A 15,805-nucleotide genomic window follows, 5' to 3' on the forward strand; every position below is an offset into this window, starting at 1 on the left:
GCCTACGGGAAGATGGTTGCGTTCTTCGACCGGGTGGCCGGCTGACCTCATCACCCTGCCACCTTTTCAGGGCGCATGAAGCACGTTGCTCCGGGCGATCTTCTTCATCACCTTCTCCCAGGAGCCCGTTGTGAGGAAACTCTCTTCCATGAAACCGATCGCCCGCTCAAACTTCTTCATGGGGAAGGCCATCGTCAGGATGTCTGGTGGGACGCAGGGCCGCGCCGAGGGGTCGAACATACCGAGCACCGCCTTTGGGTTCTCTTCCTGCTGCTCAAGCCAGGGGTAATAGAAGACCGAGCTGCACCCGGCGCCGAAGGGGCAGATGACCCCATTCGGGTCGCTCTGGTCGAAGTTTGCGAGCGTGAAGAGGCCGGAAAGCACTTCCGGCCGGGCGAAGAAGACCACGGCGTCCGGGTTGTCCGCGTCCGCGAGGTTATCCCAGCGCTTGAAGACGATGCTCCTGCCCTTCGTGGGTATCCGGACGGTTCCCCGGTCGAGTTCGTCCACGATCTCGGGCGTCTGTTTGTAACGTTCCCCCTCGATGACCCCGGGCTTCCCGGAGGAGAGGAAGTAGCGGAAGTCGGGGAACCGTTCGGCTTCGTAGCCGAGGTAGAACCTTCCTCCGCGGCACCCGATCGAGTATTCGTCGAAGATGAGGCTCGCTCCTTTCCGGACCTTCACGAGGTCGCATACGAAGCACCTCCAGCCTTTTGGGGTTGGGACTTTCTCCGCCCCAACGATTGCGCCCCCGACCTCGAACGCGATCGGGAGCTCCGTCCCCGGAAAGTACCGCTCATGGAGCCGGATGTAGGCGTCACGCAGTGCTGTGTCCATATGGCCCTGTTCTGGGGCGGTGGGGATTAATATTCTGATCCGTCTTCCGGCTGGAGCGCGTGCAGACGGCGACCGTTCGTTGGTTCGTCCGGGAAGGGGGGTGCGGATGAAGGGATATCCGGTGGCCGGGCATCGTACATGGCGCCGGTTCAGGAATAAATCGCAACGTATATATTGTCAACCCCATAATGTTGACTCATGCCTCTCCCCCTGAACGACAGGCAGTTTGCGTTCTGGAGACTCCGGCGCAGTGGTCTCCCGAACATCCAGATCGCAGACCGCTTCAGCATATCCCGCCAGGCGGTCTCGAAGGCGCTCATCACCATGGACCGGAAGGTCGAGGAGACGCTCATCGAGATGGCGCAGGCAAACCAGATCGACGCAGAAAGCCTGAACGCAGAGATTGGGGTCCTCTTCGGGCGTTCGGTTCCGTTCGATGCGGGCGCGATCGTCTTTGTGTCGGCAAATCACGGGGTGCAGGTCTGGTACGAGCACGAGGGCGACTGCGGCGCATGCCCCCGGTATGCCCGGTGCATCGAGCTCCTCTGGGGCTACGCGGATGAACTGGGCGTCACGCTGACGAGGACCGACGATCCGACACGGATGGCCGACGAACTCTTCGCAAAACTTCGGGAGAGGGTATGATGTCCCTTTTGAAGACGATCCGGACCTACCTCGGGTGGTGTCCCGCAGAGGGGCGGGTGCACCGGCAGGTGCAACCGGACTCTGGCATACATGGGGATATTCCGCATGGCGGCCGACGGCACTGGGGCGCAGGTATGGAGATGGATGCTATCGTCAAAGAGGAACTCTGGCGCTCGATTGGAGCGGTTTACTGGATATCATTTCTTGCCATAGGGTTTCTCATCCTGGGCGGCTACCTCCCGATATCGATCTCCTATGCATTTCCCCTGGCAGTGGTTCCTACTGTAGCGCACTTTCTCGTCATGGTGTGGTATAGACGAAAGGAGCAGCTGACCGACCCCAACCCCATGAGTATCCTCCGCCACGCCCTCAGGTCGGGGGAACAAAGAGAGGAGGGCACGAAGCAGAGAAGAGTCGTCATTGAGAAGGCGGTCGATGCCACCATTCTCGTCACTGTCTTCCTGATCTACCTCTACGCATCCCTTGCATACTCCATCAGCCAGATCTACTGGTTTCCCACCATCATCGTCATCGGCATACTCCTGGCGCGCATTATCTTCACCGACGGCGGCGAGCAACGGGTCACCCTCGCAAGATCGATCGTCTTCTACCTCCTGGCGGTCGGGCTCACCGTCCTGCGCTATCTGGCGCTGGGGTATCCCGTTCTCCCTCTCCTCCAGGTAATCGCGCTGATCGGGGTTGTTTCCTTTGCTATCATCTTCATCTGGAAGCGGCGGCGCACACCGGAGGGGACAGATTGATGATGGCCCATGGAGCGATGGATCTGCTCTGCATATCCATCCGGGACAAATTCGGGGTGGAGTTCCACAACGAGCCCCTTTTGACGGAGTCGCCAGAGGATGCACAAAAACTCGGGGAGAGGGTATGATGCCACTTCTGGAGACGATACGGGCTTACCTCGGGTGGTGTCCCATGAGGGATTCGATGCGGCTGGATCTCGCGGTGCGGCCGGCGACGGCCGCGGCACCGGGCGGGCGGGACGGGCCCCTCCGGGTTCGACCCGGGTGGTGGAGCCGCTACCACAACCAGCTGCTCATCGCGGCGCTAGCTTTCTCGGCGGCGGCAGCGATACTCTTTCTCCTGGTCGAGGATGTGTGGGGGTATCCGGCTGTGGGGACGGGCCTTGCCATCGGGGCGGGAGGGGCCCTCGGCTTCCTGCTCGGTTACCGGAAGCAGTATGCACGGGTTGCCGCCGGGGAGTTCATCAGAGCCAACATGAGCCGGAGACTGCGCATAGCAAGGGACCTGAGCTGGCCGGTAGCCTTCATTCTTCTTGCTGTCTGCATGGCGTATTTCGTTCGGAGCGGCATGTTCGGCCATATTCTCGGGTTCATGCTGGCCTTGAGCCTCATGGGCTGGATTTCGTACGGCGTTACGATCCTCTGGGAGCGGCGGCACCGCACAACCCTGATCGCGGAGAACGGGTCGATGTACACTCTGGATACGGCGATGCAGGGCGAATGCGGCGGGGAGGAGGGGGTCGTATGGCGATGAGGTTCTCCGGGGCGATACGGAGGCTGATGGGCTGGTGCCCGAACGCGGCAATGGCCGGCACCGTCCGCCGGCGGTATGCCGCGCCGGACGGCGAGGTCGGGCTCGGGGCGGCGGGAGAGGGCAGCCGGGAGGTGGTGGAGGGTGCACTGGTGGATTACGGACTGATCGGCACTCCGGGAAGGTGCCTCATTCTGCTCGTTGCCGGCGCTCTCCTCATCGGCGGCCTCGCCATGGCAGCCCCCGCGAGCCGCCTTCTTCTGCTGGCTATCATGCTGGCTTACTCCGGCATGGAGTTCTACGGGGCCGTGCGAAGGGGCCGCGTCGAGATATCTTCGGACACGATCACCATCAGGCGGCCGCTCTTCCGGCCCATCGTCATCCCGAAAGATGCCGTCGTGAAGGCGGAGGTGGGAGAGAACAAACTCCCTATCCCCTCGTGGCTCCTTGCGGTGGCACTGGCGGCGCTTCTTGTATCGGCGGCCGGCAGTATATATACTGGACTGGATAATCCTGCCTCCATGCGGTTTCTCTTCGGCGTTGCCGCCGCGATCTTCTTCCCGGTGATCTTCTACCGCACCTACCTGCGGACCCGTTTCCTGCGAGCCCTGACGATAACGACCACGGGGAAGAGGGTCGCTGCGATCTACACCGATGACTCCGAACGGATAGTCCGGGCGCTGGAGCGATTCTGATGACGGTCTTCATGGAGTATATCCGGAAGAAACTCGGGTGGTGCCCGAACGCGGCAGCGGCCGGTACCGGCAGGCGGCGGTATGCCGCACCGGACGGCGAGGTCGGACTCGGGATGGCGGCAGGGGGCAGCCGGGAAGTGTTGGAGGGCGTATTCGTGGATTACATCAGTCCTCGTTTCTTACCGATCTCGATTCTTGTCTTCGGCGGGCTCTTCGCGGCAGCCTTCCTGATCCCTTCCTTGCGCGCCGGGTTCTATATTCTCGCGAGCCTCTCCTTCATGGCGTTTGCCGCAGTGCATCTCTGTTTCGATACAAAACGAGGTGTAATAGAGTCATCCGGAAATACCGTCATCGTCCGAAGGCCACGTTCCCGGCCGCTCATCTTCGGAAAGGATGCCTTTAGGTCGGTCGTGGTGAAGGAGACGTCTCCTCTCATCCTTCGCCGGGCGTTTGCGCTGCTCTTGATCCTCATATATGCGGGGTTCTTCTTCATCTGGGTGTGGGCTGGGTGGATGCCGTATCCGGGCGGCCAAACTGTCGACCCTGATTTCGTTTTCCGTGCCTTCTTCAAGGTCGGTTTTGCAGTGTTTATGCTGGAGTTGCTCTATCGCGCATTACTCGGTCTGCAGTATCCCGGCCATCTCAAGGTGACGCTGGAGCCAGCCGGGTTCCTCCACATCTATACTAATGACCCCGAACGGGTAGCCCGGGCGCTGGAGGCAGTCAAATGACGGTATTTCTGGAGTATATCAGGAAAAAACTCGGGTGGTGCCCGAACACGGGCGCCATCAGGCCGCCCCGGCAAACAACCGCGGAAGCAGGCTACGAGAGCGCGTGGAAGGGGCGGGGCCCGGGAGCGACCCCCGCCCCGGAGCCGGTTGGTACCGCGGGAGGAGACCGGAGCGGCTACCAGGACAACATGCTGCTGATCCTCATTGCCCTGGCCTGGCTTCTCCCGGTCGTGTACGACCGCGAGTTCCTCCCGATCATCCTCGTTCTCTCCGCCGTTGCGATGTTTTACGACGCACAGAGTATCCGTGCCGGGGACAACTTCGAGAAGGAGGCGCTACTTGGGGATATCGTCACCTGGCGGCCGATAACCTGGGGAGCGGCGACGCTTGTCGGCGGGGTCATCATTATGGTGATCTACCTCTTCCACCGGAGGGAGATCTACAACGCCAACAGCAGTGCAAGGGCTCCGTGCTGAGGAGTATGGGATAACCTTCAAATCTCCTCCCATCAGCTCATGTACGGGGTCCGGTGGGTCGGCGGGATGGACCGCACGGCCCGTCCGGATGGACGGCATGAAAGATGGGCAATCATCTGGCAGAGCAACAGGGCACGACCCGGCGGGGCGGGAGTCTCCCCCGCCCCTGATCGAGTTTCGGAATCTCACCGTCGTCAGGGGCGGGAGAAAGCTCCTCGACTCGGTATCGCTCACGGTTCGCGAAGGGGAGCATATCGCTCTCCTCGGGCCGAACGGTGCCGGGAAATCGTCGCTCATCCGGGCGATCGCCCGGGAGTACTACCCTTCGTACCGGGGACCGGGCGTCACGTTCCGGTTCCTGGGCCGGGACCGGTGGGACGCCTTCTCCTTGAGATCCCACATCGGGCTTGTCTCCGGCGACCTCCAGCACACCTTCACCCGGGGAATATCGGGCCGCGAGGTCGTCCTCTCGGGGTTCTTCTCGAGTGTCGGGCTCTTCCTCTCCCACGAGGTGACTCCCGGAATGGAGCAGAAGGCGGATGAAATCCTTGAATTTCTCGGTGTCGCCCATCTCGCAGACCGCCCAATGACGGAGATCTCCTCCGGCGAAGCGCGGAGGCTCCTGATCGGGAGGGCCCTCGTCCACGACCCGGGAACCCTCCTCCTCGACGAGCCCACAACCAGCCTCGATCTGCACGCGCTCCACTCCTTCCGGACGACCCTCAGAAAGATTGCGCGGTCGGGGACGGGGATCATCCTGGTGACCCATAACCTCCACGATATCATACCTGAGATATCCCGGGTCATCCTCATGCGGGACGGTGCCATTCAGGAGGACGGCCCGAAAGCGGACGTCCTGACCGATGATGCTGTCGGTGAACTCTTTCGCGTCCCGGTGCACGTGAGGGAAGAGGACGGCTACTACTACGCGACGGGCTACTGACCGCGGTGGATGCCGGTATCCTGCCCCTCATGAGCTCCCGGGAAAATCTTATTCCGGGTGGCGGGAAGTATGCCCCCGGACAGAGGAGCCATGACCGAGAACGCAACCACCACAACCGTCCGGGAACTCATGGCGGAGTTCGCCGGCCTGACCGGACTCGATCCCCCTTGCTCCCCCCCACGGCGTTACCTCTGGACGGACGCCTACGCTGTCTGCAACTACCTCGAACTCTTCCGCCGGACAAACGACGGGGCCTTCCGTGACCTCGCGCTCGCCCTCGTCAGCCAGGTGCACCACACCCTCGGCCGGCACCGCGACGACGACCAGAGGGCCGGCTGGATCAGCGGTCTTCCCGAAGGAGAAGGCGAGGCCCACCCGACCCGGGGCGGCCTCCGGATCGGGAAACCGCTCCCCGAACGCAGGCCCGGCGAGCCGTTCGACGAGCGCCTTGAGTGGGAACGGGACGGGCAGTATTATCACTACCTAACTAAATGGATGCACGCGCTCAATCGGGTGAGTCGGGTCACTGGAGACCCGACCTATCTCAGGTGGGCGGTGGAACTTGCAGAGGCTGCCCATGCCGCGTTCACCTACACGCCCTCCTCCGGCGGCAGGAAGAGGATGCACTGGAAGATGAGCATCGACCTCTCCCGGCCGCTCGTCCCTGCCATGGGCCAGCACGACCCGCTCGATGGGTTCGTCACCTATAGCGAGCTCCAGGCGGCTGCCGGGAAATCGCCGCACCTCGACCTCTCGCCCGAGATCGCCGATATGGCCGGCATCTGTCAGGAAGGAAACTGGGCCACGGACGATCCGCTCGGCATTGGCGGCCTCCTCTTTGACGCTGGAAGGATAGCACAGTTGATGGACCGCGGCGGGTCTGCTCACGTCAACCTGCTCCGCTCCGTCCTCGACGCAGTTCTCGCAGGTCTCGCCGCCTTTGCGAGGGGCGGCAGCCTCCAGCACTCTGCGGAGTATCGCCTCGCCTTCCGGGAGCTCGGGCTCGCGATCGGCCTTGCGGGTATCCAGGGGCTCGCCGGACGGATCCGAGAGAACCAGGGCCTCTTCGGGCCAGGTTCCCTGGAGCGGCGGGCGGAAGCCCTCGTGGATTACGTGCCGCTTGCGGATGCTATCGTAGAGTTCTGGATGGACGACAGAAATCTGGAAACCGGCACCTGGACCGGGAACCGTGCTATCAATATGGTGATGCTCGCCACCGCTCTCGCTCCTGGGGAGTTCCTGGCGGTCTGAGATGGGGTCCTCCCAGGGGGACTTCGGAACCCATACTCTTTTATGCAGGGACGATAAGGCAGAATTCATGGTGCCAGCCAAACTTATGGACTACTTCAACAAACAGCCGAGGATCGGCGTCCTCAGCACCGCGAGCAGAGACGGAAAGGTCGATGCGGCAGTCTTCGGCTCGCCGCAGATGACCGACGAGAAGACCGTCGTTATGGCGCTCGGAGAGAACCGCACGTTCAAGTACCTCCGGGAGAACCCGAACGCGATCTTCACCATCGTGGAGCAAGGGGAGACGATCATGGACTGGAAAGGGCTCCGGGTCTACCTGAGGATGAAGGAGTATGCGACATCCGGGGAGATGCTGGATACCTACCAGAGGGAGATCGCCCGGGTTGTGGGCGAGGAGGCTGCGGCGATGATCCATGCCGTGGTGACGTTCGAGGTCGGCGAGGTCCGGCCCCTCGTCGATATGGGCCAGGGCTGGGAGAGTTCCGTCTAACCCGGGAACCTTACGGCCTACTCCCGCGACCTCCGGTAGAGGAGGGCCCCGACGGCCTGGAAGAGGACGGTCGCCAACACCAGGACGGCAGTATCGGCGACCGGGCCGAAGAGCGTCGTCCCGTCGAACGCAAAGAGTATCAGGTCGTGAGCGTAGGTGAGGGGGGAGAGGAGGGCGATGGTCTGTCCCCATGCCGGCATGCTCGCGAGGGGGATGAAGACCCCGCTGATGAAGAGGAGGGGCAGGCGGACGAGGTTTAAGAGCGACATCACCTCACCCACGTTCTCTGTGCGGTAGGCGGCAAAGAGCGTGCCCATCGTCGAGAAACAGAGGGAGGTGAGCGCGAGCCCGGCAAGAAGCGCCACGATGTGGATGATTCCCGTGCGGAAGGCGACCAGGCCGATCGCGGTCGTCGCGATGCCGATCGCAGACGCGAATACCGCGCCGCTCAGGCTTGCCCCGAGGACGATCGCCCGGACCGATACCGGGGCTGCGAGGAGGCGGTCGAAGGTCTTCGTCCTCCGCTCGATTGGTATGGAGACCGGCTCGATGGACGAGGCGCTGAAGAGGAGAGTGATAGCGAGGAGACCGGGGAGCAGGGTTCCGGCCGGGGCGTTCCTCCCTATGGCGAAGGCGAGGAACATAACGAACGGAAAGAGCAGACTGGATACCAGGATGGAGGGTTTGATGTAGTAGATCTTCATGTCCTTCCGTGCGATTGCCCATGCGGCGCCGAGATCACAGGAGATCTGCTCAAACCAGCCCGGCATCGGCTTCCCCCGCCTCCTTCTTCGTGCCGACGGAGAGCCCGGTGAGGCGGATGAAGACCTCCTCCAGGCTCGGCCCGCGGGTGGTGATGCTGATGGGGCGCAGGTTCTGCTCCTTTGCAAACGCACAGAGGGAGCCGAGGACCTCCGGGGGGTCCGCGGTGTAGAGCCGGAACTTATCCCCCTCTTTCTGGACGGCGTTGACCTGCGGGAGCGTCCGAAGCGCCTCAAGGAGACCGGGTCGCGCGGAATCAAAGGAGACCTCGACCGACTGGAGGCTCTCAAAGGTCTGCTTCAACTTCTCCGGCGCATCGATCGCAGCGATCGTCCCCTGGTTGATGATGGCGACCCGGTCGCAGGTGACGTTCGCCTCCTCGATGTCATGGGTTGTCAGGAAGATAGTGACGTTCTCCCGGGCGAGGTCCTGGACGACGTCCCTGATGAGCCGTCGGCTCTGGACGTCGAGCCCGGATGTGGGTTCGTCGAGGAAGAGGACCCCTGGACTGTTCACGAGCCCCATGGCAAGCGTCAGGCGGCGTTTCATCCCCTTCGAGAACCCTTCTGCGGGCTCGTGGCGCCGTCCGTAGAGACCGAAGGTCTCGAGGAGATCCCGGGCGTTCCTCCGGATCTCCGCCTTCCCGAGGTGATAGAGCCGGCCGGTGAAGACGAGGTTGTCCCAGGCGGAGAGCTCGTCGTAGACGTTCGATGTCTCGGAGACGATGCCCATCAACCGTTTCGCGGCCAGGGTATCGCGGACGATGTCGTGGCCGTGGATCAGGGCACGGCCGCTTGTGATCCCGGTCATGCCGGTGAGCATCCTAATGGTGGTGGTCTTGCCCGCCCCGTTCGGGCCGAGAAACCCGAACGTCTCGCCCTCCCTCACCCGAAACCTGATTCCGTTCACGGCGATGTTGTCACCGAACCGTTTGGTGAGGTCGATCACCTCGATAGCGTCCATGGGATCAACCCTTCCTCTGATCCCCTCCGGCGGGATAAAAGAGATCCATGGGAACCCCACTCTCCCGGCCTACCCGGATAGGATAGCAAATATCCGCCGTAAGTTCTCGTTGAGCGATTTTTTCTCCCGCCAGGTCTCTTCGAGCGGCGTGCACGCGAGGGCTCCCCCTGCCTCTCCCACCATGCACCCGCTCCGGCCCTCGAGCAGCGCCTCGACGGCGGCGACACCGAGGAGGCTCCCGAGCACCCGGTCGCGGAGCGTCGGCGGCCCGCCCCGCTGGAGGTGACCGAGAACGACGACACGGGAGTCCAGATCCAGGTGCTCTCTGACCTCCCGGGCGATCTGGAAGGAGACGCCCGGCGTCTTCCCCTCTGCGACCACCACGATCGCGCTCTTCTTCCCGATGGTAAAACCCTCACGTATATGCTCGCTCATCCGGGCGACCGATAGCTCTTCTTCCGGTATGACCAGTTCCTCGGCGCCGCCGGCGATGCCGCTCTCGAGCGCCAGGAACCCGGCCGTCCGCCCCATCACCTCGATGAAGAAGAGGCGCTCGTGGGACCGAGCCGTGTCGCGGATGCGGTCGACCGCCTCAACCGCACAGTTTGCCGCCGTATCGAACCCGATACAGTAGTCGGTCCCGTAGACGTCGTTATCGATGCTCCCGGGCACCCCCACAAGCGCCACCGTATCGGCATCGGCGGCAAGCAGGCTTGCACCGTGGAACGTCCCGTCCCCCCCGATCAGGACCACGCCGTCAAGCCCCATCCGCTCGATGGCCGCTGCTGCCCGGAGCCTCCCTTCCTTTGTGTAGAAGTCCTGGCTCCGGGAGGTCTCGAGGATGGTGCCGCCCAGGTGGATGGTGTTCCGGATCGCCGCCCGGTCGAGCGGCACCGCATCGCCTTCGATGAGCCCGGTGTACCCCCGGCGTATCCCGGCGACGGCAAGGTCGTTTGCAAGCGCTGTGCGCACCGCTGCCCGGATGCAGGCGTTCATCCCCGGGGCGTCGCCGCCGCTGGTCAGGATGCCGATCCGCTTCATGGCTCCTCCGTATCCTCGAGCGCCTCAACACCCGGGAGCGGTTTTCCCGCAAGCATCGTGAGCGCGGCCCCACCGCCGGTCGAGACGTGGGTCATCCGGTCGGCAAGCCCGAACCGTGTCACCGCATCCGCGGTCGATCCCCCGCCGACAACCGTTGTGCCGTGGAGCGTGGCGAGGGTTGCGGCAATCCGGCGCGTCCCCTCCGCAAACTCCGGAATCTCGAAGACCCCCATCGGCCCGTTCCAGACGACCGTCCGGCAGTCTCCCAGTTCGCGGCAGAACTCGCTCGCCGCCGCGGGCCCGATATCGGCGATGATCCGGTCGTCCGGTATCTCCGCGGCAGGCACAACCCGGGCCCGGGTGCCTGCCTCCAGGCTCTCGGCGACGACGACGTCCCGGGGCAGGAGGAGGCGGACGCCGCGTTCCGTCGCCGTCGCCGAGATTCCCCGGACATCGTCCAGGCTGTCGGTCTCGACGTGCGATCGGCCCGTCCCGTACCCGCGGCTCGCAAGGAACGTCGCCGCCATGCCGCCCCCGATGATGAGGAGGTCCACCCGGGATATGATGTTCTCGAGGACCTCCAGTTTGTCGCTCACCTTGGCCCCGCCGATGACGGCCGCAAACGGCCGTTCGGGGTCCTGCAAGATGCGCGTGAACGTTTCCACCTCCTTCGCGAGCAGGAGCCCGGCTACCGCCGGCAGGTGCTCCGGGACGCCCGCGATCGATGCATGGGCCCGGTGGGAGGCTCCGAAGGCGTCGTTGACGTAGATGTCAGCCAGGCGGGCTAGGTCCTCCGCGAAGGCCGGGTCGTCCGTTCTCTCCTCGGGGTGGAACCGGAGGTTCTCGAGGAGGACGACGTCCCCGCCGCTCATCCCGGCTACCGCGCTCTCCACCTCGGGGCCGATGCAGTCCTGGAGCGCGGCGACTGGCCGGTCGAGGAGCACGGAGAGCCGGTTTGCCACGAGGGCGAGACGTAACCGCTCCACCACCACACCTTTTGGCCGGTCCAGGTGGGAGCAGAGAATGACCCGTGCGTCCCGCTCGCAGAGGTAGCGTATCGTCGGCAGGCTGGCCCGGATGCGGGTGTCGTCTTCAATGGCGCCGTTTTCGTCGAGCGGCACGTTGAAGTCGGCGCGGACGAGTACCCGCTTATCTCTCACGTCGATATCCCGGATGGTCTTCTTTCGTCTTGATATCACCTTCTGCATACCGGCACACCTCCCTGAACAGCGAAGAACGGTCGGGCTTCTGCCGGGTGTACGGGCGGCTGCGCCCACGGTTCGGCTTCCGGCCGTTCTCCGCAGCATCACGGTGTTTCACTGCATGCGTGCGTTGGCATATATAGTGTTCGCCACGGCATCCCGGACGTGGGATCTCCGGTTGCCCGGGCTTTGAACCCTTGTGGGCACTCTCAATCGACCTGTTACTGTTAATCCCGGCGTTGGAAATTTCCGACCGGCACACCCGGTGATAAGGTCTGCCTGTGCCTTCTTCTGCGCCAGGCGAACGACTGACCATGGTTCTCCCCCGCCTTCAGGTTGGGGATACCTGCCATACCGAAGCACCGTGAATATTACCGGACAGCCGCAGGCCCGTGGTCGGCCTGCTCTTCTTGAAGGTTTACCGTGCCATTCCGGGAGAGCGAGGTCGGCAAGCTGCTGCTTCCAAGAGGACACCGGCCTGAAACATCTATGATCGGCGGGACGTCTTTTGTTCTGCCGACCGTCAGACTCCCTTCCGGGTAAAGGCCATCTTATGGTTCGAGTACTCCCAAAGGGGGATAAGGCCTTGTTCCGGGCGGAATTCCATTGGACGAGCATCGTTCAACAATTAAAACGATTCTACCCAGCCTCGCCCTAGCAAAGGTTCGGGAGAGGAATCTGGAGGGGCCACCATAGTTTATTGTCTGACAGGTGTCAAGGGTCACTCATAATGAGACAAGTTTATCTTGCCGTTACCATCGCGATATTCCTCCTCACATTGCCGGCCGGGGTGAGCGCAGTGGATAATAATACATTGGCCGTATACGTCGGAGCCCATCCCGACGATATCGATATCGGGATGTCAGGTTCGCTCTACAAGTACGATCTTAACAGGCATCCGATTCTCTGGATCGTTGTGACGGATGGAGGAGCTGATTGGCGCGAGTATGGCCTTGAATCGAATACCTCAAGGGCGTGGATAAAAGAAGATGGAATGGATTCCAGAGATTGGGTTGCTCCCAACGGCCAGATATTTAATAGAGGCTTCTATTCAAACGATCTCTCCAGAAAGAGATGCGGGCTTAACGGCTCTTACCAGCATGAGTTCCTCGATAACTCAAGTATAATACAGGAGTTGGACTGGAGATCCCGAGTCGATGCCCGGGTCGGCTCCGGTGTGGTTAGAAAAGTTCAAATGAGTTATCCTGATTCCTCGAATCCGTCACAATCATATCTCTATCCGGACGGAGGTCTCCATAACGGCACGATGAAGAACATATACAGCGAGAAACTCGCAGAGGGTCTTGCGGAAACAATCTACCAGACGATAATCTCCGGAAACTACAGTAAAGACACGATTCTTATAAATTCACATGCGCCGGTTCACATTGCGAGAAACTCCCATGAACATCCGGATCATGAGATAACTGGAAATGCTGTTCTCGCAGCTATCGATCTTTTAATTGTTAAGTACGGTATCAAAGCAGTTGATACAACCTGGTACACTATTTATAAACCCATCCGCCCGGGGCTGGGTTATGTTCAAACAAAAGAGGATATCGTGAATTATAAAAACAGCAAATCGAATTTGGTTAAAACTGACTGGGAGACGGCATATAATGTCCAGACAGGACGAAAGTTCTACTGGATCGAGTTTCCGAACGATCCCGGGGATTTCGAATATGTTGTACGTGAGGATTACCCGCAAAAGCAAAACCAGTGGAACTTGTATACATCGCGGAACTATGTATGATGTCGCTCCGCGTATATCCGGGATTGCAGGCCTCCTCCGTTCGGAGGATCCTGACCCACGGTGTAGCAATAGGCCATAATTGAGGTTTTTAACATCGTGTTTCCGGCCTTTCTCTCTTATGATGCCTTTTATGGTTTGTGTATCGGGTCTCTCTCGTTTTGTCGCTACGCCGATCACAGCCCTAAATTCACACCGGAGAGCACTGGCCCTAGCATCTTACCCGGAGTGCCAGTATGGGCAAATATGGGGCCTGGTCCGGCATTTCCCGACATCATGCCCGCCTTAACCCGGCGTGTCGGCCGGACAGCCCCATGCAAAACAGGTCTTCCCTGCGCAGTCATCTCCGGGGTATCCTCATCTGCCCCGGGATATTATCGCCAATCGTGGGCCCGGCTCTGCACACGGGCCCGCGGCCGGTTGGTCCCTGCTCTTCCGGCAGGCTCACCGCTCGGAGCGGCGCTCCCAGTAGGGGGTATACCCGTAGTGGCTGTACATGCCGGTGAGCCACTCACGCTCGGCGGTCGTCGGCCAGTTGTCCTTATCGAAGCCCGGCGCGTTCTCCAGCCGCTCTTTGGGCACATCCAGGACGAAGGAGTCATCGGTCGCGTTGTACCGAAGAGCCGCCCAGGGGATGGCGAAGAGCTTGTCGCCGAGTCCCATAATGCCGCCGAACGAGAGGGCAGCGTAGGCGATGCTGCCTTCGTTGATATCGATCACGACGTCCTTGATACTCCCGAGGTCTTCACCCTGCGGGTTCCTGACCGAACTATCCGCAATATCCTTCCCTCGTACAATATTTCGTGTCTCCACCTGCGTGGCAGTTCCTCTCATAGGTATCTCATCTCCTGGATTGTGGAACATGCCGTTCCACGGCAAGAGAGTCAATACAGGCCGGGCAATATTTAATTCTTGTGCCAATATATTGTATTAAAAATATAATTGCGGACGCCCTCCGGGCGATTGCCGTCTCAGGCAGCCTATCCGGTAACCTGCCGCTTCGCTGCTCCCTTCCCCGCCATTCACCCCCGGCCCCTTCTCGTAGACCTGCTCCACCGCTGCCCGGGCGGCCTCTCCGGGGGTCGGTATGCTGCTCCCGGGCGCTGTTGAACGCTTCACGATGGATATCCCGGCCGTCCTCGGGAGTAGATCCCTCACCATGTAGGGCAGGTCTTCGTTGTGAACGATTCCTACCTGCCGGGGCCTCTTTCGGGGAGGGTGGGGTTGGTACGGTATGACCGGGGCCGGCCGGACACACCGTCTGGCCTGATCCGCTGGAGGGGGCGAATCGTCACGTTAATTGCATCTCCGGGAGAAGTTAACGATGTTCAATGCTTGTGCAGGTAAGAGGCGCCGCCACCCGGAGAGCGCCCTGCACGGTCCGGAACCTTACACCCATGAAAGTCCACTGGCGACATATCGCTTCAGCAAACAACTCCTTCGCTGCGCTCGCCGCTGCATGTGAAGTGCACGGATACAACCTCGAGGTAGCCCGGCGCCCCCGCCCCGACGTCACCTGCTACAGTTTAAACTCCATCACCGGGCAGGGTTACCGTGACGAGATAGCGGGAGCGGACTGCATAACCATTGTCGGGGGCCCCCACGCCTCCGCCTGCTACCGTGAGGTGGCGCAGTATGCTGATTACGTCGTCGTCGGGGAGGGCGAGTACACCCTCCCCGCGCTCCTCGCCGCCATCGAGGAGGGGCGGGACCCGCCTCCCGGCGTCGCTACCGCCAAAGGTTACACGCCGGCACGCCACACCGTCCTCCTCGACGGCTATCCTCCCTTCTCGGAGGTGAAAGGCTACATCGAGATCACCCGGGGATGCCCGTTCTCCTGCGGCTACTGCCAGACACCGCGCCTCTTCGGGCGGTGCATGCGCCACCGCTCCGTCGACGAGATCAGCCGGTACGCCGCGCGGTTCCGCGACATCAGGTTCGTCACACCGAACGCGTTCGCTTACGGCTCCGATGGCATCCACCTCCGGCTTGATCGAGTGGAGCGGCTCCTCCAGAGCCTCGACGGCCGGATCTACTTCGGCACATTCCCCGGCGAGGTGCGCCCAGAATGCATATCGCAGCAGTCCATCGACCTCATCCTCGACCACTGCGCCAACACCCGCCTGCACTTCGGGGCCCAGTCCGGCAGCGACCGGGTTCTCCGCCGCCTGCACCGGGGGCATACCGTCGAGGACGTCGTCCGTGCCGTCGACCTCTGCCGGGAGAACGGGCTCATCCCGGTCGTGGATTTCATCCTCGGGCTGCCGTTCGAGAGCGATGACGACCAGCGCGCAACCCTCGATCTCGTGAAATTGGTCACCCGGGCGGGGAAAGCCCATATCCACTGTTTCATGCCGCTACCCGGAACTCCGCTCTGGAAGAGCCGGCCACGCAGTCTCCTCCCGGAAACAGAAAAGGTTCTTGGCAAACTGGCACTCGGGGGGAGAATAACCGGTTCATGGATGGATCATGAGATAAGGTTTTTTAGACGCACTTCTCACTTATAG

The 15,805-nt window shown here is 61.7% G+C and carries 19 protein-coding genes; 12 read left to right on the forward strand and 7 right to left on the reverse strand.

The window, feature by feature from the left end; all coding sequences use genetic code 11:
• Window positions 1-66 precede the first annotated feature (66 nt).
• Window positions 67-837 (reverse strand): DUF169 domain-containing protein, encoded by a 771-nt coding sequence (locus tag BP846_RS05745; RefSeq protein WP_292393307.1) that lies wholly within the window; start codon window positions 835-837, stop codon window positions 67-69.
• Window positions 838-1,035: 198 nt separating this feature from the next.
• On the opposite strand from BP846_RS05745, the gene BP846_RS05750 reads away from it, so the two are divergent.
• The 10 genes from BP846_RS05750 to BP846_RS05795 all read left to right on the forward strand — a co-directional run bounded on the left by BP846_RS05750 (window position 1,036) and on the right by BP846_RS05795 (window position 7,580).
• On the forward strand, window positions 1,036-1,482 hold the full coding sequence (locus tag BP846_RS05750; RefSeq protein ID WP_292393308.1) for a hypothetical protein: 447 nt from the start codon (window positions 1,036-1,038) through the stop codon (window positions 1,480-1,482).
• A gap of 140 nt (window positions 1,483-1,622) precedes the next feature.
• Window positions 1,623-2,243, forward strand: coding sequence for a hypothetical protein (locus tag BP846_RS05755; protein WP_292393309.1), 621 nt, complete (start codon window positions 1,623-1,625; stop codon window positions 2,241-2,243).
• A complete protein-coding gene (locus tag BP846_RS05760; protein WP_292393311.1) occupies window positions 2,243-2,371 on the forward strand; it encodes a hypothetical protein in 129 nt (42 codons plus the stop codon). The genes BP846_RS05755 and BP846_RS05760 overlap by 1 nt, the downstream gene beginning before the upstream one ends.
• Entirely contained in the window at window positions 2,368-2,997 is a 630-nt protein-coding gene (locus tag BP846_RS05765) for a DUF1673 family protein (RefSeq protein WP_292393313.1), read from the forward strand. The genes BP846_RS05760 and BP846_RS05765 overlap by 4 nt, the downstream gene beginning before the upstream one ends.
• Window positions 2,988-3,689, forward strand: a complete 702-nt coding sequence (locus BP846_RS05770) for a hypothetical protein (RefSeq protein WP_292393314.1) — start codon at window positions 2,988-2,990, stop codon at window positions 3,687-3,689. Before BP846_RS05765 ends, BP846_RS05770 begins: the two co-directional genes overlap by 10 nt.
• Entirely contained in the window at window positions 3,689-4,420 is a 732-nt protein-coding gene (locus tag BP846_RS05775; RefSeq protein WP_292393316.1) for a DUF1673 family protein, read from the forward strand. Before BP846_RS05770 ends, BP846_RS05775 begins: the two co-directional genes overlap by 1 nt.
• Entirely contained in the window at window positions 4,417-4,896 is a 480-nt protein-coding gene (locus tag BP846_RS05780) for a hypothetical protein (protein WP_292393318.1), read from the forward strand. The genes BP846_RS05775 and BP846_RS05780 overlap by 4 nt, the downstream gene beginning before the upstream one ends.
• Window positions 4,897-4,993: 97 nt before the next feature.
• Window positions 4,994-5,839 carry an ABC transporter ATP-binding protein gene (locus BP846_RS05785; protein ID WP_292393320.1) on the forward strand — a complete coding sequence of 282 codons (846 nt, stop codon included), beginning with the start codon at window positions 4,994-4,996 and terminating at the stop codon, window positions 5,837-5,839.
• Window positions 5,840-5,929: 90 nt separating this feature from the next.
• Entirely contained in the window at window positions 5,930-7,090 is a 1,161-nt protein-coding gene (locus BP846_RS05790) for a hypothetical protein (protein ID WP_292393322.1), read from the forward strand.
• A gap of 67 nt (window positions 7,091-7,157) precedes the next feature.
• Complete coding sequence (locus BP846_RS05795) at window positions 7,158-7,580, forward strand: pyridoxamine 5'-phosphate oxidase family protein (RefSeq protein WP_292393324.1); 423 nt, start codon at window positions 7,158-7,160, stop codon at window positions 7,578-7,580.
• A 17-nt stretch (window positions 7,581-7,597) separates the two neighbouring features.
• On the opposite strand, the gene BP846_RS05800 is transcribed toward BP846_RS05795, so the two are convergent.
• The 4 genes from BP846_RS05800 to BP846_RS05815 all read right to left on the reverse strand — a co-directional run bounded on the left by BP846_RS05800 (window position 7,598) and on the right by BP846_RS05815 (window position 11,554).
• Entirely contained in the window at window positions 7,598-8,350 is a 753-nt protein-coding gene (locus tag BP846_RS05800) for an ABC transporter permease (protein ID WP_292393326.1), read from the reverse strand.
• Complete coding sequence (locus BP846_RS05805) at window positions 8,334-9,305, reverse strand: ABC transporter ATP-binding protein (protein WP_292393328.1); 972 nt, start codon at window positions 9,303-9,305, stop codon at window positions 8,334-8,336. Before BP846_RS05805 ends, BP846_RS05800 begins: the two co-directional genes overlap by 17 nt.
• A 69-nt stretch (window positions 9,306-9,374) precedes the next feature.
• Window positions 9,375-10,346: a 6-phosphofructokinase gene (pfkA, locus tag BP846_RS05810; protein WP_292393330.1), complete on the reverse strand. Its 972-nt coding sequence runs from the start codon at window positions 10,344-10,346 to the stop codon at window positions 9,375-9,377.
• Complete coding sequence (locus BP846_RS05815) at window positions 10,343-11,554, reverse strand: phosphoglycerate kinase (RefSeq protein ID WP_292393332.1); 1,212 nt, start codon at window positions 11,552-11,554, stop codon at window positions 10,343-10,345. Before BP846_RS05815 ends, pfkA begins: the two co-directional genes overlap by 4 nt.
• A 724-nt stretch (window positions 11,555-12,278) precedes the next feature.
• Here BP846_RS05815 and BP846_RS05820 point away from each other — a divergent pair.
• Window positions 12,279-13,301, forward strand: a complete 1,023-nt coding sequence (locus BP846_RS05820) for a PIG-L family deacetylase (protein WP_292393334.1) — start codon at window positions 12,279-12,281, stop codon at window positions 13,299-13,301.
• A gap of 441 nt (window positions 13,302-13,742) precedes the next feature.
• On the opposite strand, the gene BP846_RS05825 is transcribed toward BP846_RS05820, so the two are convergent.
• Both BP846_RS05825 and BP846_RS05830 read right to left on the reverse strand, forming a co-directional pair.
• The gene (locus BP846_RS05825; protein WP_292393336.1) at window positions 13,743-14,132 is read right to left on the reverse strand and encodes a PRC-barrel domain-containing protein; all 390 of its coding nucleotides are present in this window, start codon (window positions 14,130-14,132) and stop codon (window positions 13,743-13,745) included.
• Between the two features lie 96 nt (window positions 14,133-14,228).
• The gene (locus BP846_RS05830) at window positions 14,229-14,459 is read right to left on the reverse strand and encodes a hypothetical protein (protein ID WP_292393338.1); all 231 of its coding nucleotides are present in this window, start codon (window positions 14,457-14,459) and stop codon (window positions 14,229-14,231) included.
• A 236-nt stretch (window positions 14,460-14,695) separates the two neighbouring features.
• Between BP846_RS05830 and BP846_RS05835 the strand changes: the two genes are divergently transcribed.
• On the forward strand, window positions 14,696-15,805 hold the full coding sequence (locus BP846_RS05835; protein WP_292393440.1) for a TIGR04013 family B12-binding domain/radical SAM domain-containing protein: 1,110 nt from the start codon (window positions 14,696-14,698) through the stop codon (window positions 15,803-15,805).

Origin of the sequence: Methanoculleus sp. UBA303, assembly GCA_002501655.1 — an archaeon.
In the GTDB taxonomy this organism is placed as follows: domain Archaea; phylum Halobacteriota; class Methanomicrobia; order Methanomicrobiales; family Methanoculleaceae; genus Methanoculleus.